This window comes from Tenacibaculum maritimum NCIMB 2154, from assembly GCF_900119795.1.
Taxonomy (GTDB): domain Bacteria; phylum Bacteroidota; class Bacteroidia; order Flavobacteriales; family Flavobacteriaceae; genus Polaribacter; species Polaribacter maritimus.
On sequence record NZ_LT634361.1, the window covers coordinates 512,581 to 532,845 of the forward strand.

The following is a 20,265-nucleotide window of genomic DNA, read 5'->3' on the forward strand; positions in this document are numbered from 1 at the left end:
CAAGATATTTTTATAAAAAAATAAATAAATATAAAGAGCTCGTTCTAGTGTAATCACTAGAGCAAAAGAACAATAAGCTAAATAAGGGCGTATGGCGGATGCCTAGGCTCTCAGAGACGATGAAGGACGTGATAAGCTGCGAAAAGTTGCGGGGAGAAGCACATATTTTAAGATCCGCAAATATCCGAATGGGGCAACCCGTCATGTTGAAGACATGTCACCTAGCAATAGGGGTAAACCCGGTGAACTGAAACATCTAAGTAACCGGAGGAAGAGAAAACAAAAGTGATTCCGTTAGTAGTGGCGAGCGAACGCGGATTAGCCCAAACCATTGTTGTTACGGCAATAATGGGGTTGTAGGACCACAATATTGATTATTAATTGAATTAGAATAGTTTGGAAAGACTAACCAAAGAAGGTGATAGTCCTGTATAGGTAAGATTAATAATTATAGTGGTATCCTGAGTAGTGCGGGACACGAGTAATCCTGTATGAATCTGCCGGGACCATCCGGTAAGGCTAAATACTCCTGAGAGACCGATAGTGAACTAGTACCGTGAGGGAAAGGTGAAAAGAACCCTAAGTAAGGGAGTGAAAGAGAACCTGAAACCGTACGCCTACAAGCGGTCGGAGCACATTAACTGTGTGACGGCGTGCCTTTTGCATAATGAGCCTACGAGTTACTGTTTCTAGCAAGGTTAAGTATTTCAGATACGGAGCCGAAGCGAAAGCGAGTCTGAATAGGGCGCATAGTTAGTAGTAGTAGACGCGAAACCGAGTGATCTACCCATGGGCAGGTTGAAGCTGTGGTAACACATAGTGGAGGACCGAACCAGTTGACGTTGAAAAGTCTTTGGATGACCTGTGGGTAGGGGTGAAAGGCCAATCAAACTCGGAAATAGCTCGTACTCCCCGAAATGCATTTAGGTGCAGCGTTGAATAAAAGTTTTATAGAGGTAGAGCTACTGATTGGATGCGGGGGCTTCACCGCCTACCAATTCCTGACAAACTCCGAATGCTATAAAATGTTTTTCAGCAGTGAGGGCATGGGTGCTAAGGTCCATGTCCGAGAGGGAAAGAACCCAGACCATCAGCTAAGGTCCCCAAATATATACTAAGTTGAATAAACGAGGTGGAACTGCTTAGACAGCTAGGATGTTGGCTTGGAAGCAGCCATTCATTTAAAGAGTGCGTAACAGCTCACTAGTCGAGCGGTTCTGCATGGATAATAATCGGGCATAAGTATATTACCGAAGCTATGGATTTTATATAATATATAAAGTGGTAGGGGAGCATTCTATATGCGTAGAAGCATAATTGTAAGATAGCGTGGAGCGTATAGAAAAGAAAATGTAGGCATAAGTAACGATAAAGGGGGCGAGAACCCCCCTCACCGAAAGACTAAGGTTTCCTCAGCGATGCTAATCAGCTGAGGGTTAGTCGGGACCTAAGGCGAATCCGAATGGAGTAGTCGATGGACAACAGGTTAATATTCCTGTACTTGTTATAATTGCGATGGGGTGACGGAGTGATGAAAGCACCGCGAACTGACGGAATAGTTCGTTGAAACATTTAGGTATTGGACCCATAGGAAAAACCGTGGATCTAGCTGAGATGTGAAAGTACAACAAGTCTTCGGATGCGTTGATAGTGTGCCTAAGGGCTTCCAAGAAAAACCTCTAAGCTTCAGATTATAAGAACCCGTACCGTAAACCGACACAGGTAGTTGGGATGAGAATTCTAAGGTGCTCGAGAGATTCATGGCTAAGGAACTAGGCAAAATAGACCCGTAACTTCGGGAGAAGGGTCGCCCTCAGTAATGAGGGCCGCAGTGAAAAGGTCCAGGCGACTGTTTATCAAAAACACAGGGCTTTGCTAAATTGAAAGATGATGTATAAGGCCTGACACCTGCCCGGTGCTGGAAGGTTAAGTGGAGTTGTTAGCATTTGCGAAGCAATGAAATGAAGCCCCAGTAAACGGCGGCCGTAACTATAACGGTCCTAAGGTAGCGAAATTCCTTGTCGGGTAAGTTCCGACCTGCACGAATGGTGCAACGATCTGGACACTGTCTCAGCCATGAGCTCGGTGAAATTGTAGTATCGGTGAAGATGCCGATTACCCGCAGCGGGACGAAAAGACCCCGTGAACCTTTACTATAGCTTAGTATTGTGTTTGGATAAGTAATGTGTAGGATAGGTGGGAGACAAAGAAGCGGCCTCGCTAGGGGTTGTGGAGTCATCGTTGAAATACCACCCTTTGCTTATCTAGATTCTAACTCAGCAATGAGGACAGTGCTTGGTGGGTAGTTTGACTGGGGTGGTCGCCTCCAAAAGAGTAACGGAGGCTTCTAAAGGTTCCCTCAGCACGCTTGGTAACCGTGCGAAGAGTGCAATGGCATAAGGGAGCTTGACTGAGAGACATACAGGTCGATCAGGTACGAAAGTAGAGCATAGTGATCCGGTGGTTCCGCATGGAAGGGCCATCGCTCAAAGGATAAAAGGTACTCCGGGGATAACAGGCTGATCTCCCCCAAGAGCTCACATCGACGGGGGGGTTTGGCACCTCGATGTCGGCTCGTCACATCCTGGGGCTGGAGAAGGTCCCAAGGGTTGGGCTGTTCGCCCATTAAAGTGGCACGCGAGCTGGGTTCAGAACGTCGTGAGACAGTTCGGTCTCTATCTGCTGTGGGCGTTAGAAATTTGCGTAGATCTGACTCTAGTACGAGAGGACCGAGTTGGACTGACCTCTAGTGTACCAGTTGTTCCGCCAGGAGCACTGCTGGGTAGCTACGTCGGGAAGGGATAAGCGCTGAAAGCATATAAGCGCGAAACCCACTACAAGATGAGATTTCTTTAAAGGGTCGTTGGAGATTACAACGTTGATAGGCTATAGGTGTAAAGGCAGTAATGTCATAGCCGAGTAGTACTAATAACCCATAGGCTTATGTATGGTCTTCCCCTCCATGTGAGGGGAGGATAGACTCTTTATAATGATTTGATTAGGATATTTTTTTACTAATATGTTAACTTTTACAGTTGGAATATACTGAACGATTTAAGGTGATTATAGCGATGGGGCTCACCTCTTACCATTCCGAACAGAGAAGTTAAGCCCATTAGCGCCGATGGTACTGCCACAGGTGGGAGAGTAGGTCGTTGCCTTGCTTTTAAAGCTCTTAGTTAAAAAACTAAGAGCTTTTTTTATGGAATTTATTTCCAAAAGGAATGCACTAGATATAAGGGCTTTTTAAGTTTTAAACTAGGCTAACTCCTTTGAATTATATTAAAGGCTGGTAGCCCTTTTTATAGGGCTGACAAGCATATCTAAAGAAGATTAAGAGAATTAGTTTGCGATAAGCTATAGGAAGGTGCTGCAAAAACGATAAAATTGTTATGATTTATTAAAAAGAGATCTAATGGAATTGATAGAGTTTGATTAGGTCAATTTTAAGTTATTAGATGAAGTACTATGATTTAATGTGAGTTCGATGTAATACTTAATGAATATTCGTTAGCTTATTCGTTTTAAGCTGTACTAACCAATCAGTTTTCATGGTAAAACAGATCTTATAAAAAAACATAATCATCTGATTAATAGTTAGCAGATAGAAAGAATGTGAAATAAGCTATTGCTATTAATCAATGTTTCAGATTATTTTCTTAGGTCGAACTTACGTTAATTGAAGCTAGAATTTGCAATGGATGAAAGAGAAAATAAAGAAGAAGCTGCCTAGAAATAGGGCAACTTCTCTTAATAAGCAAATTTCTAAATAGTTGAAGCGAGTCAATAAGGAGTCGTTTCAAAATTAGAGTTATTAAAATTCATAACTAAAATGCCACCCTCCAAAAAATCTGAACTCCTTGCTGATCAAACTTCCTACAGTAGGACCTAAATGTAGCTGGCCTATATGAAAAGCAAATTCAGACTCTAAATAGGCTGAAATTTCAGTGTCTTTATGTGTATTAGGCAATCCAATGCTAGGACCAAAGTTGAGAGTTAAAAAAGACCAAGGTTTATGACTTACCAAGCCAGCTATTTCATGGCCGATAGTTTCATGGCTTTCAAAAATAGCAGAATAGCCAATTCCATAAGCCCATTTATGAGAATTCCAATAAGTGAGATGAGCTTCTATTGCGGGATTCCAAATTTCATGTTTTGGAGTGTAAATTGAGAGTCCTGATAAAACAATTTCCCAACCAGGCTCTTTAATATTTTCTGCACGGTGTTCATTGCTATGCTCTTGAGCAAATAGCGTATGGAATGAACAAGCAAGAAAAAGAATTGTTAGTTGTTTTTTCATAAGAGTTACTATATTGTTAAGATGATTGAATAACTTGTTTCATTTTTTTAAGAATCCCCATAATACCGAGTCTGTTTAACATTCTTTTTTCCATACTCCAGAAAAAAAGATATTGTCCGAATAAAGTGCCTATAATGACTAATAGTAGTTGATAAAGCACAAACATGACTAGTATTCTTAGGGTGAGAAATAAAATTGGATTTAAATGAGTAGCATTGATACCTAAGAATTGTAAGATAGGTTTAGCCAACCAAACTGACAAGGAACCATTGATGGAAAAGACGAGTAGAATGATTAGTAGTTGAAAGTTGGAAGTGATTCCCCATTTTTTCTTTAGTTTTTGAATCATATTTTTTATTAGATATTTCAAAAAAATAAGGCTAAGTGGACTACCTAATAAATTTGGGACTAATTTGATCAAGCCGCTTTGTTAAAATTCATTCTTATTTTGACTTCCATTTCTAAAGGGGAAATATACCCTAGGCTAGAGTGAAGTCTTTCGTTATTATACCAATTTATGTAATCTTCAATACTGCTGAATAATTGTTTGTAAGAACTATATTTAAAACGGTATAACCATTGGTGCTTAATTGTCTTAAAAAAGGATTCAGCTACAGCATTATCCCAACAGTTTCCCTTTCTACTCATACTCTGTGTTATTTTTCTATTAAAAGAAAATAAGTTAGTTATTTTATTAGAAGCATACTGCACTCCTCTGTCTGAATGAAAGATAAACTTATTTGTAATAGCTCTATTATTACTTGCTAAATTCCACGCCTTCATTATTGTATTTTCAGTGGTCATATCTTTACTTAAAGACCATCCAACTACCCTTTTATCTGCTAAATCTATTATTGTTGTTAAATAATTCCAATGATCATTTACACGTATATAAGTAATATCAGAAACCCATTTTTCTCCTAATTTTAAACTTGTAAAATTTCTATCTAATTCGTTTTTAGCAATCGATAAATTATGATTGGAATTAGTAGTCGCTACATATTTCCTTTTTAGAATACTTTTTAGTCCTAGTTCTTTCATTATTAGCCCAATGTAAGAACGTGCATAAACTAAACCTTCTCTTTCCAACATTTTTTGAATACGATAGCTTCCGTAAATTTCTCTACTTTGTTCGAAATGAAATTTAATTCTCTCTTTGAGTAAAACCTTAGAGGGTAGTACTTTTATTACATCCTTGTGTTTTAACCAATAGTAATAAGCATTTTTTCTAACTTTCATACATTTACACATCTTCTCAACAGGATATACACTTACATTTTTTAAAATGAATTGATATCTCATTTGTCGCTCTTGGAGAAGATGCTCACTGCCTTTTTTAATATATCGCGTTCTAACTTAACCTCTCTAAGTTCTTTCTTTAGAGCTTTTAATTCTTGCGCTTCTACCGATAACTCACGTTTCTTAGAGAAATCTCCAGATTTAGCTTCATACTCACGTTTCCAACGTCTTATGACTCCGTCATTAACACCGTATTCTTCACTAAGAGATTTTGCTTTTCTTCCTGATTTTAAAAGCTCTACTAGCATTACTTTAAAATCATTATCATACTTTTTTGCCATAATTCAAATATACTATTTATGGACTCAATTAATTCGTCTCAACAAATGTAGACATTCCAAAGGTTTATGATAAAATCTTAGCCTTATAAAGAATTGGCTTTATTTTTTATGATTTGAAAGGAAATTCAGCTCTTACCATATCTTTTCCAATGGCATGACATGATACACAACCTTTTACACCATTTCCGAGTGCAGCTTTCTTAGAGATGTCTTTATTATCTGTGACTTCATACCAAAACCATCCATTACCGCCATCGGTTTTATTTCCTGTTTTGGCCATTACGGACCATCCATAAGGGGTACCATCTTCTTTGTATTGTTCTTTTACAGCGTAAGATCCGAGGGGATGCTCTGTGTTTCCTGCTTTTAAGGAATTAGCTAATTCATCACTCATAAATGTTCTTACGGTTTCATGAGGGCCTGATGATGTATGAGTTCCTTTCTCTTTATTTTTTAATTGCTTATACTTTCCGCTTTGTAAAAAGGCAAATAATTCCTTTTCGCCCAAAGGAATTCCTATGGTTACCTTTGGAGTAGGAGCAGTAGGATCCCAAATACCAACTTTTTTGGTTCCTTCATGGGCAGAAGCAGTTCTTTTGGCGGCATTTTCAGGGTTTACATTAGCACCAATACCTTTAGCAGCTCTTAATACTGGATAGTATTGTGTAAAAATATAATCATCAGCAGCATTGACTTCATGACAAGCCACACATTTTTCTGCAGGTAAATGTTTGGTCGCAGCTTTTAAAATACCTGTTTCTTCGTTGGTAAAACTATAAATAGTCCAGTTACCAGGTTCATTAGGAAATCTTTTTTTATCTTTTAATTCAGCTTCAAGGCCAATAAAATCACCTTCAAAATATCCTTTTCCACTAACAGCACTTGTAGCTCCTACGCTAACTAATTCTTTAACGATTATTGTTTTGTCTCTAAATTCACCCGTTTGCTTCCAGTGTTGGTAGCTAACAGGATCAATATAAACATTGTGCATTTCGGGGAAAGGAGCTTTTCCTCCATTCAAGTCATTAGGAGTAACTGGAGTTCCAACGAATACCCAGCTTCTATAATCAGTTGGTCTTATAAGCTCATTTTCGTTATTGAATGAATAAAAAACTTTGTCTTTCATGTCTGAAGAAGCCGTTTGAGTACTATTATCTCCACAGGAAATAAAGGTAATAGCAAATAGTGCTAAAATAAATTTTGTTAATAATTTGTGTTTTTGTAGCATAATTTAATGTAGATTAATGATGTTTTTTTAACAAATTTACTAGGGATATCTTATTAAAGAATTGGACTTTTTTCATTATTTATATATTTTTGGAAGTAATTCCTAAACTCTAGGGCGGTTACCCCTGTGTTTTTTTTGAAAAATCTAGAGAAGTAAGCAGGGTCTTCAATGCCTATTTCATAGCCAATCTGATTGATGTTTCTATTAGTGGAGGCAAGTAGGTGTTTGGCTTCTTTTAAAAGCTTAGATTTGATAATACTACTTGGTTTGGCATAGCCTTTTCTATTGAATATTTCCAATAGTTTTTTAGGAGGTATGACCATTTGTTTAGCATAGTCGGTTACTTGGTGTTGTTGTTTGTATTGTTGGTTTACTAATGTTGTAAAAAGTTCAATTTCTTTATTGTAGTCTAAAATTTTTAAGCACACGCATTCTAAGATAATTTGATTGATTAAAGTACTAATTGTTTGTTTTTGTTCTTGATTGATATTTTGATGTTCAAAGAGTATTTTTAAGGAGGTGAAGTAACTTTCAACATTGTTGTTATCAAAAGTAATTATTTGAGAGGAGTTGATATCTCCGTACACATTCATTCTATTATTAAAAAGAAGAGAAACAAGCCTAATGGGATCTTTTTTATTGCTTTTCCTTATGGTTAATTGTGCTACTTTATTAATTCTTCCCTCTGAAATAATAATGTCGTCAGGCGTTGAAAAAACTAAAGAATTTCCAGTAATATTTACTTTATTATAGTTGATGTAAACTTTATCTGTAGGTGTAAAAAACCAAAATAGACGATGTGTTTCCATATCGTTTATCAAGTTGATTGGTTTGCCTTGAATTAGAGAGAAACTTAAATCATTATAATGATACATAGTATTTTTTTGAGTATTTTTAAATGTTTTCATTCTTTTTTACTCGTGTTTGTTTTTTGTTAATTAAAATGGCAAATAAGCTTATAGTAATAGAAAAAAGGAGCCAGCAGATAATTTCTGTAGGAATAGGAGCAGCGTGTCCAGCAGCATAAGAGTGAAGCCCTGATAAAAGGTGGTTTACTCCTAAGTAAGTCATAAGAATACTTGCAAAAGCAAATATTGATGCAATACTAAAAGATAATGTTCCTCTTAAAGTAGGAACAAATTTCATGTGTAATACGAACGCATATACCATAATGCTAATAAGAGCCCATGTTTCTTTAGGATCCCAGCCCCAGTATCTTCCCCAACTTTCGTTAGCCCACATACCTCCCAAAAAATTACCGATGGTAAGCAATACTAAACCTAGTGTAAGTGATAGTTCATTGATAATGGAAAGCTCTGTAATTTGTTTTGAAATTTTTGAATCATTTTTGGGTGTTTTTATTAAATATAGCAATACAGTTAAGGTGCCTAAAATCATTCCAATGGCAAAAGGTCCATAACTGGCAACGATAATGGCTACATGAATCATTAACCAATAAGAGTTTAAAACAGGAACAAGGTTTCCAATAGAAGGATCCATCCAGTTCCAATGTGCAATCATCAAAATGTTAGCTGTTACAAAGGCGGTAGCAGTTAAGGTTAAAGTAGATTTTCGTCCTAATAAAAAGCCAAAAAGCAACGTTGCCCAAGCTACATAAATCATTGATTCATATCCGTTACTCCAAGGAGCATGCTCCGAAATATACCACCTTACTATTAAGCCTAAACTGTGGTATAGAAAAAGGAGAAAAAGAATGCCTTTTCCTGTACGGATTAGGAACTGAATGATTTTTGAGGTGGTTTTAAAAAGTTGTAATACAAGAAATATCAATAAAAAAAAGGAGGTTGACAAGTATTGCCAAAACAAGTTTTTAAAAACATCATAGGTATTGTATAGAATTTCTAAACTTATTTTTTTCTTAGAAGGCATTATGTTAGCACCATTAATAATTTGATATTCTTTTAGAGAGGCTAATAAATTACTTGCTTTTTGGTAATTTGTATCATTAACAGCTTTTTGGTATGCTTGAACTTTTTCAACTATTTCAAGAGGTTCTTTAGAAGCCATCAAATTATTTAAAGAATGCCAAGTATTATTTCCATTTTTTTGTGATGGAAATAGCGTAAATAAATCACCGCGAAGTGCTAGAAATAGTAAGCTAGCTCTGCCATCCACATTCAAAATACTTTGCTCATATTTGGTTTTTATTTTTTTCTTATGAGCTTTTTCTACCTCTTTTAATAGTTTGTAATTTCCTTGTTCGTTAAAAAAATCGTTCAACTGTGCATATTTTTGTGTATGCGGAATTCCTAGAAGATCACGGACTTTGGTATTCTCTTTTTTTATATATATGATAGGGATATTGTACCATAAAGAAGGTTGTGTAAAAATAGAAAGGACTACCTGGCTGGTAGTTAATTTTTGAAAGTGGTCTTTCTTACTGATTTTTCGTAATAACTCTGAGCCAAAGGTATGAATAGGTTTCATCCTTCCATCACTATCCTGAATAACCAGTTGGCTAAATGAAGTGGCATGTTCCAAATTCAATTGGATTGTTAAAGGAACGCTATTTTTTACAGGCATATTTTGCCCCCAAATAGAAGAGGAAGAAGTACCAATAATAAAGGGAATCCATAATAAATTTGTTACTTTAAGTTTCTTCAATCGCTTTCTAAGCTTTCCAAATTGTGTTTTAGGCGAAATTAACAGTCCAATTAAACTAGCAAACAACAATAAATACCCCAAATAAGTAGTAAATGTGCCTAAACGATCTTTATTTACAGACAAGTAGGTTCTTTCAGTTGTAGAAGAAATGTCGTAGCTTGATTGAAAAAAACGGAACCCTTTATGATCGAGTACATTGTTTAAAAAAATTCTAAAATCAAATGTAGTATCCTTGTCAATAAGCGTTAATTCACTAGCATACGATTTAGGGCTATTTGATCCTGGATATCTTTCTAGTTGAAAATCATTTAGTTTTATAGAGAAAGGGAGCTTTATTTGTTCTGCTCCATATTTAAGTTGAAATGTAAGATTGTTAACGATTATACTTTTAGGAGTTCCACTAAAAAAAGTCTTTCCAAATACAGGTACTTCCTTTGTTTCACTACCAGAAGATACTTTTAGTAGCAGCATGTCTTCTGTATAAGTATTTGAAGCTGCTTTTTGAAATGTTTTTTGCCCTTTTATTAGTGCTTCAGGAACTACAAATTGAAAGTTACCCACACTGTATAGCGTTTTCAGTAAGAGTTTTTGAGGAGTATTAGGAGGAACGATTCCTTCCTCATGTGAGCTCATTACGGTATAATGTAATGGGAGGTGCGTTTTTAAAAATAAGGTTCCTTCCTTTTCAAAAATAGAGATGATTCCATTTTTATTAAGGTTAAAAGCAATGGTAGTACGTTGTAAGTTTAATGAGCTCCCTGGTTTTAGATAGTGGTCATTTCTAATATTATTTGATGATTCTACAAGATGTAAAAAAGGAGTGCCATAAGGACTTTTTTTAAAAATAGCTTTGGCATTAGGAACGTATTTTAGCAAAGAAATTTTAAAGGGAGTTTGTACTAATGTACTGTTAATTTCCACATTATTTCCTCCCTTTAACCAAAATAGAAACTGTGTTATTTTACCAATGAAGCCGTTTGAGTTCTTTGGATTTTCAGAAAGGAGTAGTTCTTTTTTAAAACTGCGTTCCTTTTGGTTGTTATGAACCTTAACATGAAGGTATGATTTTTCAGAAAAAACACTGCTGGAGGTTTCTCCCTCATAGATAGGCATTAAAGCTTCGTAACTAATGTAGCGTGTAATTCCGGCTCCTATAATTATGAATATAAAAGCTAGGTGTACCATAAGCGTACAAAGTTTTTCTTTTTTCCATAATTGATAGCGTTGAATATTACCTATAAAATTGAAGACAAATAGAATGATAATTAATTCAAACCACCAAGTAGTATATATTAATGATCTGGCGGTGTTTGTATGGAATTCATTTTCAATAAAAGTAGCGATACCCATACAAAACCCAAAGAGTATAAATAGGGATGCCATAAGTTTTGTTGAATAGATATAGGATAAGACTTTGTTTATTAATTTCATGAAATGTTACTTGCTAATGGTTTTATAATCGTAGGAATTATCAAATCTGTTTACGGACTCTAGCCATTGAATGATACGGTTTTTTTCAAGGGGGGATAAGGCTGCATCAGGATGGAATTTTAAATAAGCTTTAGTAGGCATTCTTCCTGTTCTTATATCATGGGCGCTAGCAGAGAGAAATGAGAGCCTTCTCCATGTATCCAAATTTTTCCATTCCGAAAAATTTAGAGAGAACTTAGCCCTTTCAATTTTAAGGTCAACCCACCAAGAAATAGGAGCTATATTGTCAAACCATTTGTAATCTGTGTTATTAGAATGACAATCATAGCAAGCCCTTTTTATAAGAGTTCCAACTTCTTTAGGAGGTGCCACTATTTCTAAAAAGTCATGTTCTTTTATAAAACCAGCGTCATTTTTTTTAGGTCTGTATAATTGTATTAAAATGAAAGAGGAAAACAAGATTGCTAAAAATCGCTGTATTATTACTCTACTAAAGAGTTGATCCATTGAGTTATTTTATTTTGTTGTTTTTTACTGAGATTAGCTGTTGGATGCATTCTTAAATATTCTTGAAGAGGCATTTTTCCGTCATAAACTTCAAACATGATCTTTCCAGACAAATCGAGTTTTTTTGAAAAGGAATAAAGTTCCCATTCTGAAAAGTTAAGAGCTTCTCTTCCTGCTATAATATGTTTCTTAACAAGCCATGAAACAGGAGCGATTTCACTATACCAATAGGTTTTACTTTCGTAAGAATGACAATCATAACAGGCTGTTTTTAGTAAGTTTGAAACTTCTGTTGGTGGTTGGTTATTCAAAATAATGTCATACTCTAATGAAGTACTAGTCGGTTTCAGTACTTTATAAGGTGTGTAAAATTGGATGCCTATAAAAAGGATAAAAAAGAATAGCAGGAGAGCTTTTTTAAGAAGGGTCATAAACTAAAGGTTTATATATAATTTAATAATACGATTCATTACGGTTCTTATGTTTTAATTAATACAACTGTTCCAAGCCCGCCATCGGCGCATATACTGATAACAGCAGTTTTGTGTTTACCTAATAATGTTATTTGCTTTATAGTTTGGCTAAGTATTCTTGCGCCAGTAGCTCCAAAAGGATGTCCAATAGCAATACTGCTTCCATTTATATTTAATTTATTCATAGGGAATTTTCCAAAATTGAACGAGCTTCCTACTTTTTGCAAGTGATGAGGGTTTTCAAGATTGGTGATAGTTGCCAATACTTGAGAAGCAAAAGCTTCGTGAATTTCCCATAAGTCTATTGCGTCATAGGTCAAGCCATGACGTTCAAGCAATCGAGGAATAGCAAAGCTAGGAGACATCAAAATGCCTTCTTCTTCAATAGTTACCCCTGCCATTTCCCAGTCTATGAGTTGCGCCTTATAAGGAGTGTTTAGTTCATCAATCCGTTTTTCACCAGCAAGCCAAACGCCAGCAGCTCCATCTGTAAAAAGAGAAGAATTTCCAGCAGTCAAAGTGCCTTTTCCTGATTTTTTATCGAAGACAGGTTGCAAGGATGTTAATTTTTCAAGAGTAGTATTTTTTCTAGGGATCAGGTCTTCAATAACTCCAAAAGCAGGAAAAATAAGATCGTTGTAAAACTTGTTAGTTTTTGCACTAAAATAATTTTGATGACTCTTTAAAGCAAGTGTATCTTGAGATGTTTTAGGAATATGGAGCCTTTGCGCAGTTATTTCAGCATGCTCCCCCATACTTTTTCCTGTTTTTACGTTTACTCCGGGAGGAATATAGAGTTTGAATGTGAAAATTTTAGAAAGCCATTTGAATTGGTTAAGTAATCCTTTGACTTTTGGTAGTACGCGTAGCCATTTAGAAGTTTGGTCAGAAAGTCCTAATTGTACGTTTGACATACTTTCAACTCCTCCAGCTATTGCTAGCTCGTTGTCCTTTATCATAGCGGCTAATTGAATAGCTCCTAATAAGCTAGTACCACATGCCATTGTGGTAGTAAAGGCAACAGTTTCTTCTTTTAGTTCAGAATTTAAGACAGCTTCTCTAGCAATATTGCTGTGTTTTAGATGAGGAATTACTGAACCCCAGCTAACATAATCAGGGTTGACTTGGGCAGTATTTCTCATTTTATTTAATACAGCAACAGATAAATCCAGCGCACTGATATCTTTATACTCTTTATTCTCTTTAACAAAAGGAGTCCGTAAGCCTGAAGCTAACCAAATTGGATTATTTCTATTCATGTCAAATAATTTAGGTTGAGAAATGATGGTTTTTACTTAATTGATCTTTAATGAAGGGACTACAAAACTATGCTCTTATGGAGCTTTGAGTAATAGATATATAACCTTATAAATTGTATATTTTGCTTAACCTCAATAAAAAGCAAAATCTATTTATAATACAATCCATGTTAATAGAACCAGCTTGTGAGTCCCCCATATACCAGCTTCTTTTTAGATGATTCTACAAAGTAGTTTCAACTTCTTACATTAAAATCATTATTAAACCAATGTTTAAAAGAGTTTTTTTTCTGTTTTAGTAGTTTTATTAGTAACTTTATAAATTAGATTGCTATGCTTATTCATTCTTTTACTCTTTGATTTTATATAGTGTCAAAGCTAATTTGTATTTATAAGAAGGTATTGTACTTTTTTCTTTTTTTTAGTAAGTGCTTGTATGAAGCTCTTGCAGAAATGATCTTTAAAAATTTTTCCTACCTATCTAATAGATAAAAGAAGTTTGTTTTACGATTAAGAACGTTAAATCAGCTTATTCAACTACGGTAAGTCCAAAGGTGCCAATAGGAACCATATTTCCTGATTGTGTTACTTTTTTTAGTTTATTATTAGTAATATCAATAACTAGTATTTGTCCTTTGTTACCAATTAGTTGGTTTAAAAATCTTCCTTTTTTAGAAATAGCCAAATCGCTAAAAAAGATAGTTTCAGTAGAATCTTTATAAGCAGTTGCATCGTTAAGAATAATTTCTCCATTAGGTTTGATAGCGTAGGTTGAGATAGAACTAGAAAGTGCATTTGCAGTGTATAAGGTATTTCCATCAGAACTAATTTCTACCCAGCAATTGGCAATTTGACCACCTTCGGAGGCATTTCCTGTTTTTATATCCCCTGAAATTAATTTGATCATTCCTTCAGGATCTATTGAAAAAGAAGATGTAGAACCCGTTTGCCAAGAATATTTAGGCGATTGAGGAACTATATTGGCTTCTTCTCTTAAGGTTCCGTTAGGAGTTAAAAATCGAGCTTCAGAAACGAGAACAATACTATTGTTTCCTTTTTCTACTATATCAAAACCAACAGGAATAGGCAACCATCTACCAGGTTCAGAGTTGTTAGGGCATTGTGCTTTTGAAAGAGGTTCTTTTGACAGCTGCCCATCGCTATGCACACCATAAACTTTTACAAGTCCGCTAACCAGTTCATTTACAATTAGGAACTTTCCGTCATTTGAAAAGGCAGCGCAAGAAGGTCTAGCGTTAAGAGCTCTTATAGAATTAGGTATGGCGGTAAGTTTACCATCTTTAGAAACTTTAAAACCTTTTAAGTTTCCTTTAAAAGGGGGAGGAGTATCAGATCCAGAAGAACTTGCAACATATACTAAGTTATTGTGTGACGCAATGCTATTAGGGTGGAGATGCCCTGCCTTTTGGGTATCCGTTAAGGTTAATGATTTGTCTTTATGAATAGTAAAGGCGCTAATACTACCATCACCAGGGTTGCATACTAAAAGGTGCTTGTTATTTTGAGTTTTGGTAAGCGCGTAGGCAGATATCAATGGATCTATACCATCTTTTAAAGGGTGTGTAGGGTCATATCCCCAGTCAAAAATTTCGATATTTCCGCTTCCCTTTCCTCCAGAAACATATTCATTTATAAAATTTAGAGTTCCGTCTTCATTCTGAGTATAAGCATATATAGAATTTTGTTGTATTTTATTAGAAGCTACGTAAATAGCGGTTTGAGTAGTGGTACTTATGATAGGATCCTTTTTTTTATCACTACTATTTTTTACAGAATTGCAAGAAAGAAAAAGAGCTAAGCTCAGTAAGGTAGATATTAATTTTTTGTTGCTTCGAATATTTGTTTTCATATAGTTATCATTTAATTCTAGCGAAAAATTAGAGAAATCAAAATAGTTTTAATTGCATTTTTTTCTTTTTATAAGATTGGTCAAGCTCGTTCTTAAGGAAAACATCTCTTCCTTTTATTTTAAGGAGAGGTGTTAGAAGGAGATTTTATAACTAGTTTGGTACTTAGGTGTATATAGTATAATTCAGTTTATTTTTATTCTATTATTATCAGTATGATACCATTTTGGTACTTTTAAAAATAGTTATAGAAGGTCATTAATACTTACGAGTTTATTTGCCGTAGTCTTTTCTCCTGAAATAAATAAAGCATAGGTTAAATTATTGATTACCCTTTTTACAATGGCAATATTATTAGCAGATAAATATTTTTTATTGGCTAATTTATAAGGTACTTGTTCCAACCAATAATCAAAATCATCAGGTTGTATTGTTTTGCCATTATTAAAAGGATCTACATAAAAATTTATATGTTCCATAACGCTGCCGTCTTCAATATTTTCTGAGGAAACATTTCTTGAGCTATAACCTAAAATAAAATGACCAGGAGCATTGATGCCTACTAAAGGAATGTTTAAAGCACTAGCAATCATCAAATAAATGATAGACAATCCGATAGGGTTACTGATTTTAGTTTCAATAATTTTATTAATAAAAGAATTGTTCATACCAGAGTCATTACGAGTATTTCCATTGAAACCAAAGTCATACAATAAAACTTGGTTTAGAATATGAACGATTTCTTCAGGATCCTTACCTTTAATTTTAGGTTGAATGGTTTGGATGATCTGGTCAATAACATCATGTATTTTTTGTTCATTTAAAGTAGGATCCCCATATTTTGCAATGGAAATTAATCCGGCGAGTAAATCATTGCTGTTTATGTGAAGCCAATCAGAAAGATCTTCACGAAGCTTTTTTATTTTTAGTTCGCTTAAGATGACAGTAATTCGCGCTTTTTGCAGTTCGCTATTACTCGTGTCAAAAGCTTTTTGCAAAGGGATGATACCCTCAACATCGAGTGCAATAATGGTTTTTTGAATTTCGTTAAAAATGATTTCGTTAGGATCTTCTAATAAGCTTATCAGTGCTATAATACTAGAGTGATCTAAGGTTTTCATAAGATGGTTTCCTTTCTTGTTTATGTGTTATTCAATGATGTTTTTCCAGCAGGTGTTTTTGTTTTTTACAGCCTTTATATAAGAGCATACAGCTACTGCTTTATGCCCTTCTTCAGTTAATTTTTCAAAGGTTTTCAAAACCAATTCTTTTCCAATACCTTTTCCTCTTAGAGGATAGGGAATCTCAGCGTGTACTAAATACATTTTCTTATTTTTAAGTATATAGCTTACTTTGGCTATTTCTCCATTAATATTTAATGTATATTCTTTTTCTTTTGCATCATGCTGTAATATTAGCATACTAGGAATTAATTTATGCATCCATTTCAAGATGTCTTCTTTATATGGATTTCTTAATTTTTTATGCCCAATGGTAATGGTAGGAAAATTAAGTTTTTTATTAATATAAAGGTTTCGAAGCTCTTCTGCATATGCCTGATTTTCTTCTACATCTAAAAAACGATAAGGAAGCCCTATTTCATCGAGAACGAGTTGGTAATAGTGTGTTTTATGACAATGATCGGCTCCATATAGTTTTATTTCAGGAATATTTCTTAACATTTTTATTGTACGTTTTTTAAGATTTCAATAGCAGCGTCAACATTCAAATGGAAGTCTGCAAAAACAACATTCTCATTTTGATCAATGAATATAAACCAAGGAGTTCCTCCCGTTTGGTAGTTTTTCATGATATTAGAACGAGATGCATTGTCTGCTCCAGCATCATGACCAAAAGGAATTTTTAAATCGTATTTCTTTTGAGTTTCCAACATCTTTTCATAAGTATTTGCATGAAAGCCCTCAAAGACTGTTTGTATAGCTAAGAAGGTAACCTTTTTGTTGTCTTTTAATTCGGTTACCATTTTTTGTAAGTTAGGCAATCCTACACTATGACATCCAGGACACCAACTCTGGAAGCAGTACAGTACTTTGAAAGTACCATTAAAATCTGATAATTTTAGTTGTTTGGTTTTATTTCCATTAGCATCTACCCAGTGTTTTACGTCGAATTCAGGAGCTTTAAATATTTTTTGCGTTGTTGTGTTCATTTATAAATAAAGTTGTTTTTTAAATAATTTTTAGGAATCGATAGTTTACTATTTGTCTATACCTGTTTGCAGTACCATAGATGCTGAATTAATACAGTAACGTAATCCGCTTGGAGTTGGACCATCAGGGAAAACATGTCCTAAATGAGCGTCACAGGTATTACACATTACCTCTATTCGAACCATTCCAAAAGAGTTATCCTTTTCATATTTAATAGCGTTTTCTTTAATTGGTTGGGTAAAGCTAGGCCATCCAGTGCCAGAATTAAATTTGATTGTAGCATCAAATAAAGGAGTGCCACAACATACGCAATTGTATTTTCCAGCTTCGTAAGTGCTACATAAGGCTCCCGTATGCGGTGCTTCTGTTCCTTTTTGTCGGGTAATTCTAAATTGTTCGGGAGTTAATATTTCTTTCCATTCCAGCACTGTTTTCTCTATGCGCTTGTTTGGAGTGGGGTTACCTTTTACAGTAAAATTGATTACATCTTTCCACGTTAATATGTTTTCATTCATAATTTTATGTCTTTTTTGTTGACTACAAATTTATGACTGATACCTTATTTTTAGCGTAATGATATTACCTGTTCTTTTGTACTTTTTACTCAAAGTACATGAGGTTTTTTATTTTGAGTTTTTATACTGTTTAGGAGAAAGACCAACTTGATTTTTAAAGAACTTAGAGAAATGAGCAGCTTCTTCAAAACCTAAATCATAGGCTATTTTATTAATGCTACTATCAGAAAAGTCTAGTAGTTGCTTGCTTTCTAGTATGATGCGTTCGGTAATTACCTTCAGAGGAGATTTGTTATAGTATCTAGCAAATAAGTTGGATAAAGATTTTGGCGTAAGATGCATTAAAGAAGCATAATCGCTTACTTTATGTTTTTCTCTAAAGTGCATTTCTACCAATAAGTTAAATTTTCTAATAGTGTCTAATTTAGCTTGAGGCATATCGCTAACAGGAAGTGTTTTTCGAGCAATTCTAACTGATTTTATAAGAAGTCGTTTAAGAAGAACTAAAAGCATTTCTCCTTGGATATGATCTTTTGTTTCAAACTCTTCAATAAAAAATTCATAAATAAGATGGAAGCTTTTTTGCTCTTGCTCGTCTAGTATTACAGTAATTGGTGATGAAGATCCTAAAAATAGAAAACCATTACAAGATACTTCACTATCATGATCTCTGATACAGTAAAACTCTCTGTTAAAAACAAAAATAAGTATTTCTTTATGTGCTACTTCAAAATCCAATAAGTTTAAAGGAGAGCAAAATAACATCTGATTCTTTTTTAAAAAGACTTTATAGCCATCAACTTGAACAGTAATCTCATCATTTTTAGCCCATATAATTTTATAGCAATCTCCTCGCATTTTAGAGGAAACATACTTTAGTGCTGAGGTATCTATTAAATCAAATATGCCCCCATTGCTATTTTTATAATTGAATTGCATTTGAATTAGTTTTAAAACTTTAATATAAGTATTATTTTTAAAAAAAGAAGGAGAATTACTTTCAAATGGAAGTACATTATATAGTAATAAACTCGCTTTTGTTTATCTAAAACTCCAATTCTTATAATTACTGGAAGCTTCTAGCTTTTGTTCGAGATCATCAGGCAGGTTTGGGAAAAAGTCAATCCCTGTTTTTGCTTCTAGTTCGTCAATCTTAACTACAAATTCATACAAAGGGCGTTTGCTCTCTTTATGAGGAATGAGGAAAGCAATGACTTTGATTTCGGGAAGGGTATAATCAAGTAAAATTTTATAAAAATGAGTAGGGACTGCTATTTTTTCGTGACCTATTGTAGGTAGATTTTCAGATAAGATACCACCAGTAACAACATACAAAGAATTATATTTTTTAGCCCAATACCTTGTTTTTTGTTCTAGTTTATTCCAAATACCAGCATTAAATAGGTGGTTTTGAGGAGTAATATTAGAGGTGTAAAAGGTTTCGTCATGAGCTTGTTTTGAAAAGCGTCGATCTCCAGCTGGGCATAGATGCCCACGATCGTACCCTGATTTTTTATAGTTTCTGTAATTAGCAGATTTTGTCTTGATTTTAGGATCTTCGATAAAAAAAGGACGCTTATGGTTTGTATATACTACGTCCTCTTTTTTTAATTCATAAGCTACCCACTCTGCTTGCTCGTGAGGTTCACTATAAGATAAGCTATAATATTGGTGTTTAATTATTTGACCTGTTGTAGAAGTAGGTAAATAATTGAAGCTCGAATGATTTATTATAACAGAGGACGTTTCACTATTTTTTTGTGTATAGTGGGTAATAATCAATGCTATGACTAGAATAATAGCGGAAACTATTTTTCTAATTTTTTTCATTTTTAATAGGAATTTCCTGAAAATCTTCTGTTTTTTCTAATTGAGTAAATAAAAAACGGAATTTTTCAGAAGGACTTGTTAGTTTACGTTTAACGGTGTCAATCCACGCTCCATATACATTAATCTCAGCAGATAATTTTCCTGCATCATTAAATACTTGATGGCGGATTTTCCAACGTTCTCCATTTTTAGATAGTCCAGTTAATTGTATGCTTACTGTAATGTCTTGACCTAGGTATATTTCTTTAAAAAATTTAATGTTTTCTTCAAATAAAATAGGCCCTATTTTTTCTTTAGCAAAATCTTGGACAGTAACATTAAACTTTTTAAAGTATCGTAAACGAGATTCAGCGGCATAATCATTGTAAGCTGTGTGTCTCATGTGAATATTGGCATCAAAATCTGCCCATCGGGTAGTGAAATTTACGGAAAAACTCATTGTAAAATTAAATAATAAAAGGTAAATAAAATTTTAGGC

Annotated in this window: 17 protein-coding genes and 2 rRNA genes; 2 read left to right on the top strand and 17 right to left on the bottom strand. The window is 34.4% G+C overall.

What is annotated here, in order from left to right:
- Nucleotides 1-70: 70 nt before the first annotated feature.
- Nucleotides 71-2,949 (top strand): 23S ribosomal RNA (locus MARIT_RS02410).
- A 106-nt stretch (nt 2,950-3,055) separates the two neighbouring features.
- Nucleotides 3,056-3,164, top strand: a 5S ribosomal RNA gene (gene rrf, locus MARIT_RS02415).
- 650 nt (nt 3,165-3,814) lie between these two features.
- Here the strand turns inward: rrf and MARIT_RS02420 are convergent.
- The 17 genes from MARIT_RS02420 to MARIT_RS02505 form a co-directional block, all read right to left on the bottom strand.
- Nucleotides 3,815-4,300 (bottom strand): hypothetical protein, encoded by a 486-nt coding sequence (locus tag MARIT_RS02420; RefSeq protein ID WP_024741379.1) that lies wholly within the window; start codon nt 4,298-4,300, stop codon nt 3,815-3,817.
- Between the two features lie 16 nt (nt 4,301-4,316).
- Nucleotides 4,317-4,649: a DUF6787 family protein gene (locus MARIT_RS02425; protein ID WP_317042283.1), complete on the bottom strand. Its 333-nt coding sequence runs from the start codon at nt 4,647-4,649 to the stop codon at nt 4,317-4,319.
- 68 nt (nt 4,650-4,717) lie between these two features.
- Nucleotides 4,718-5,880 (bottom strand): IS3 family transposase gene (locus tag MARIT_RS02430; protein ID WP_100210659.1). Its coding sequence is split into 2 segments (ribosomal slippage): nt 4,718-5,640 and nt 5,640-5,880, totalling 1,164 coding nucleotides; the frame shifts between segments, so codons are not numbered across the junction.
- Nucleotides 5,881-5,986: 106 nt separating this feature from the next.
- Nucleotides 5,987-7,108: a cytochrome P460 family protein gene (locus MARIT_RS02435; protein ID WP_100210660.1), complete on the bottom strand. Its 1,122-nt coding sequence runs from the start codon at nt 7,106-7,108 to the stop codon at nt 5,987-5,989.
- Between the two features lie 53 nt (nt 7,109-7,161).
- The gene (locus MARIT_RS02440; protein WP_024741376.1) at nt 7,162-8,016 is read right to left on the bottom strand and encodes a helix-turn-helix domain-containing protein; all 855 of its coding nucleotides are present in this window, start codon (nt 8,014-8,016) and stop codon (nt 7,162-7,164) included.
- Complete coding sequence (ccsA, locus tag MARIT_RS02445) at nt 8,003-11,116, bottom strand: cytochrome c biogenesis protein (protein WP_162288602.1); 3,114 nt, start codon at nt 11,114-11,116, stop codon at nt 8,003-8,005. The genes MARIT_RS02440 and ccsA overlap by 14 nt, the downstream gene beginning before the upstream one ends.
- A gap of 54 nt (nt 11,117-11,170) precedes the next feature.
- Nucleotides 11,171-11,671: a heme-binding domain-containing protein gene (locus tag MARIT_RS02450; RefSeq protein WP_084339874.1), complete on the bottom strand. Its 501-nt coding sequence runs from the start codon at nt 11,669-11,671 to the stop codon at nt 11,171-11,173.
- On the bottom strand, nt 11,647-12,102 hold the full coding sequence (locus MARIT_RS02455) for a heme-binding domain-containing protein (RefSeq protein WP_100210662.1): 456 nt from the start codon (nt 12,100-12,102) through the stop codon (nt 11,647-11,649). Before MARIT_RS02455 ends, MARIT_RS02450 begins: the two co-directional genes overlap by 25 nt.
- 47 nt (nt 12,103-12,149) lie before the next feature.
- Complete coding sequence (locus MARIT_RS02460) at nt 12,150-13,403, bottom strand: acetyl-CoA C-acyltransferase (RefSeq protein ID WP_024741372.1); 1,254 nt, start codon at nt 13,401-13,403, stop codon at nt 12,150-12,152.
- Nucleotides 13,404-13,932: 529 nt separating this feature from the next.
- Nucleotides 13,933-15,273 (bottom strand): lactonase family protein, encoded by a 1,341-nt coding sequence (locus MARIT_RS02465; protein WP_100210663.1) that lies wholly within the window; start codon nt 15,271-15,273, stop codon nt 13,933-13,935.
- Nucleotides 15,274-15,516: 243 nt separating this feature from the next.
- Nucleotides 15,517-16,392 carry a transglutaminase family protein gene (locus tag MARIT_RS02470; RefSeq protein WP_100210664.1) on the bottom strand — a complete coding sequence of 292 codons (876 nt, stop codon included), beginning with the start codon at nt 16,390-16,392 and terminating at the stop codon, nt 15,517-15,519.
- Nucleotides 16,393-16,419: 27 nt separating this feature from the next.
- Complete coding sequence (locus MARIT_RS15820) at nt 16,420-16,953, bottom strand: N-acetyltransferase (protein ID WP_231975185.1); 534 nt, start codon at nt 16,951-16,953, stop codon at nt 16,420-16,422.
- A gap of 2 nt (nt 16,954-16,955) precedes the next feature.
- On the bottom strand, nt 16,956-17,441 hold the full coding sequence (locus MARIT_RS02485; RefSeq protein ID WP_100210665.1) for a peroxiredoxin family protein: 486 nt from the start codon (nt 17,439-17,441) through the stop codon (nt 16,956-16,958).
- Between the two features lie 48 nt (nt 17,442-17,489).
- A complete protein-coding gene (gene msrB / locus MARIT_RS02490; protein WP_024741368.1) occupies nt 17,490-17,945 on the bottom strand; it encodes a peptide-methionine (R)-S-oxide reductase MsrB in 456 nt (151 codons plus the stop codon).
- 120 nt (nt 17,946-18,065) lie between these two features.
- Nucleotides 18,066-18,896 carry a helix-turn-helix domain-containing protein gene (locus tag MARIT_RS02495; protein ID WP_024741367.1) on the bottom strand — a complete coding sequence of 277 codons (831 nt, stop codon included), beginning with the start codon at nt 18,894-18,896 and terminating at the stop codon, nt 18,066-18,068.
- Nucleotides 18,897-18,998: 102 nt separating this feature from the next.
- Complete coding sequence (locus MARIT_RS02500; protein ID WP_024741366.1) at nt 18,999-19,787, bottom strand: DNA/RNA non-specific endonuclease; 789 nt, start codon at nt 19,785-19,787, stop codon at nt 18,999-19,001.
- Nucleotides 19,774-20,226, bottom strand: a complete 453-nt coding sequence (locus MARIT_RS02505; protein WP_024741365.1) for an acyl-CoA thioesterase — start codon at nt 20,224-20,226, stop codon at nt 19,774-19,776. Before MARIT_RS02505 ends, MARIT_RS02500 begins: the two co-directional genes overlap by 14 nt.
- Between the last annotated feature and the right edge of the window lie 39 nt (nt 20,227-20,265).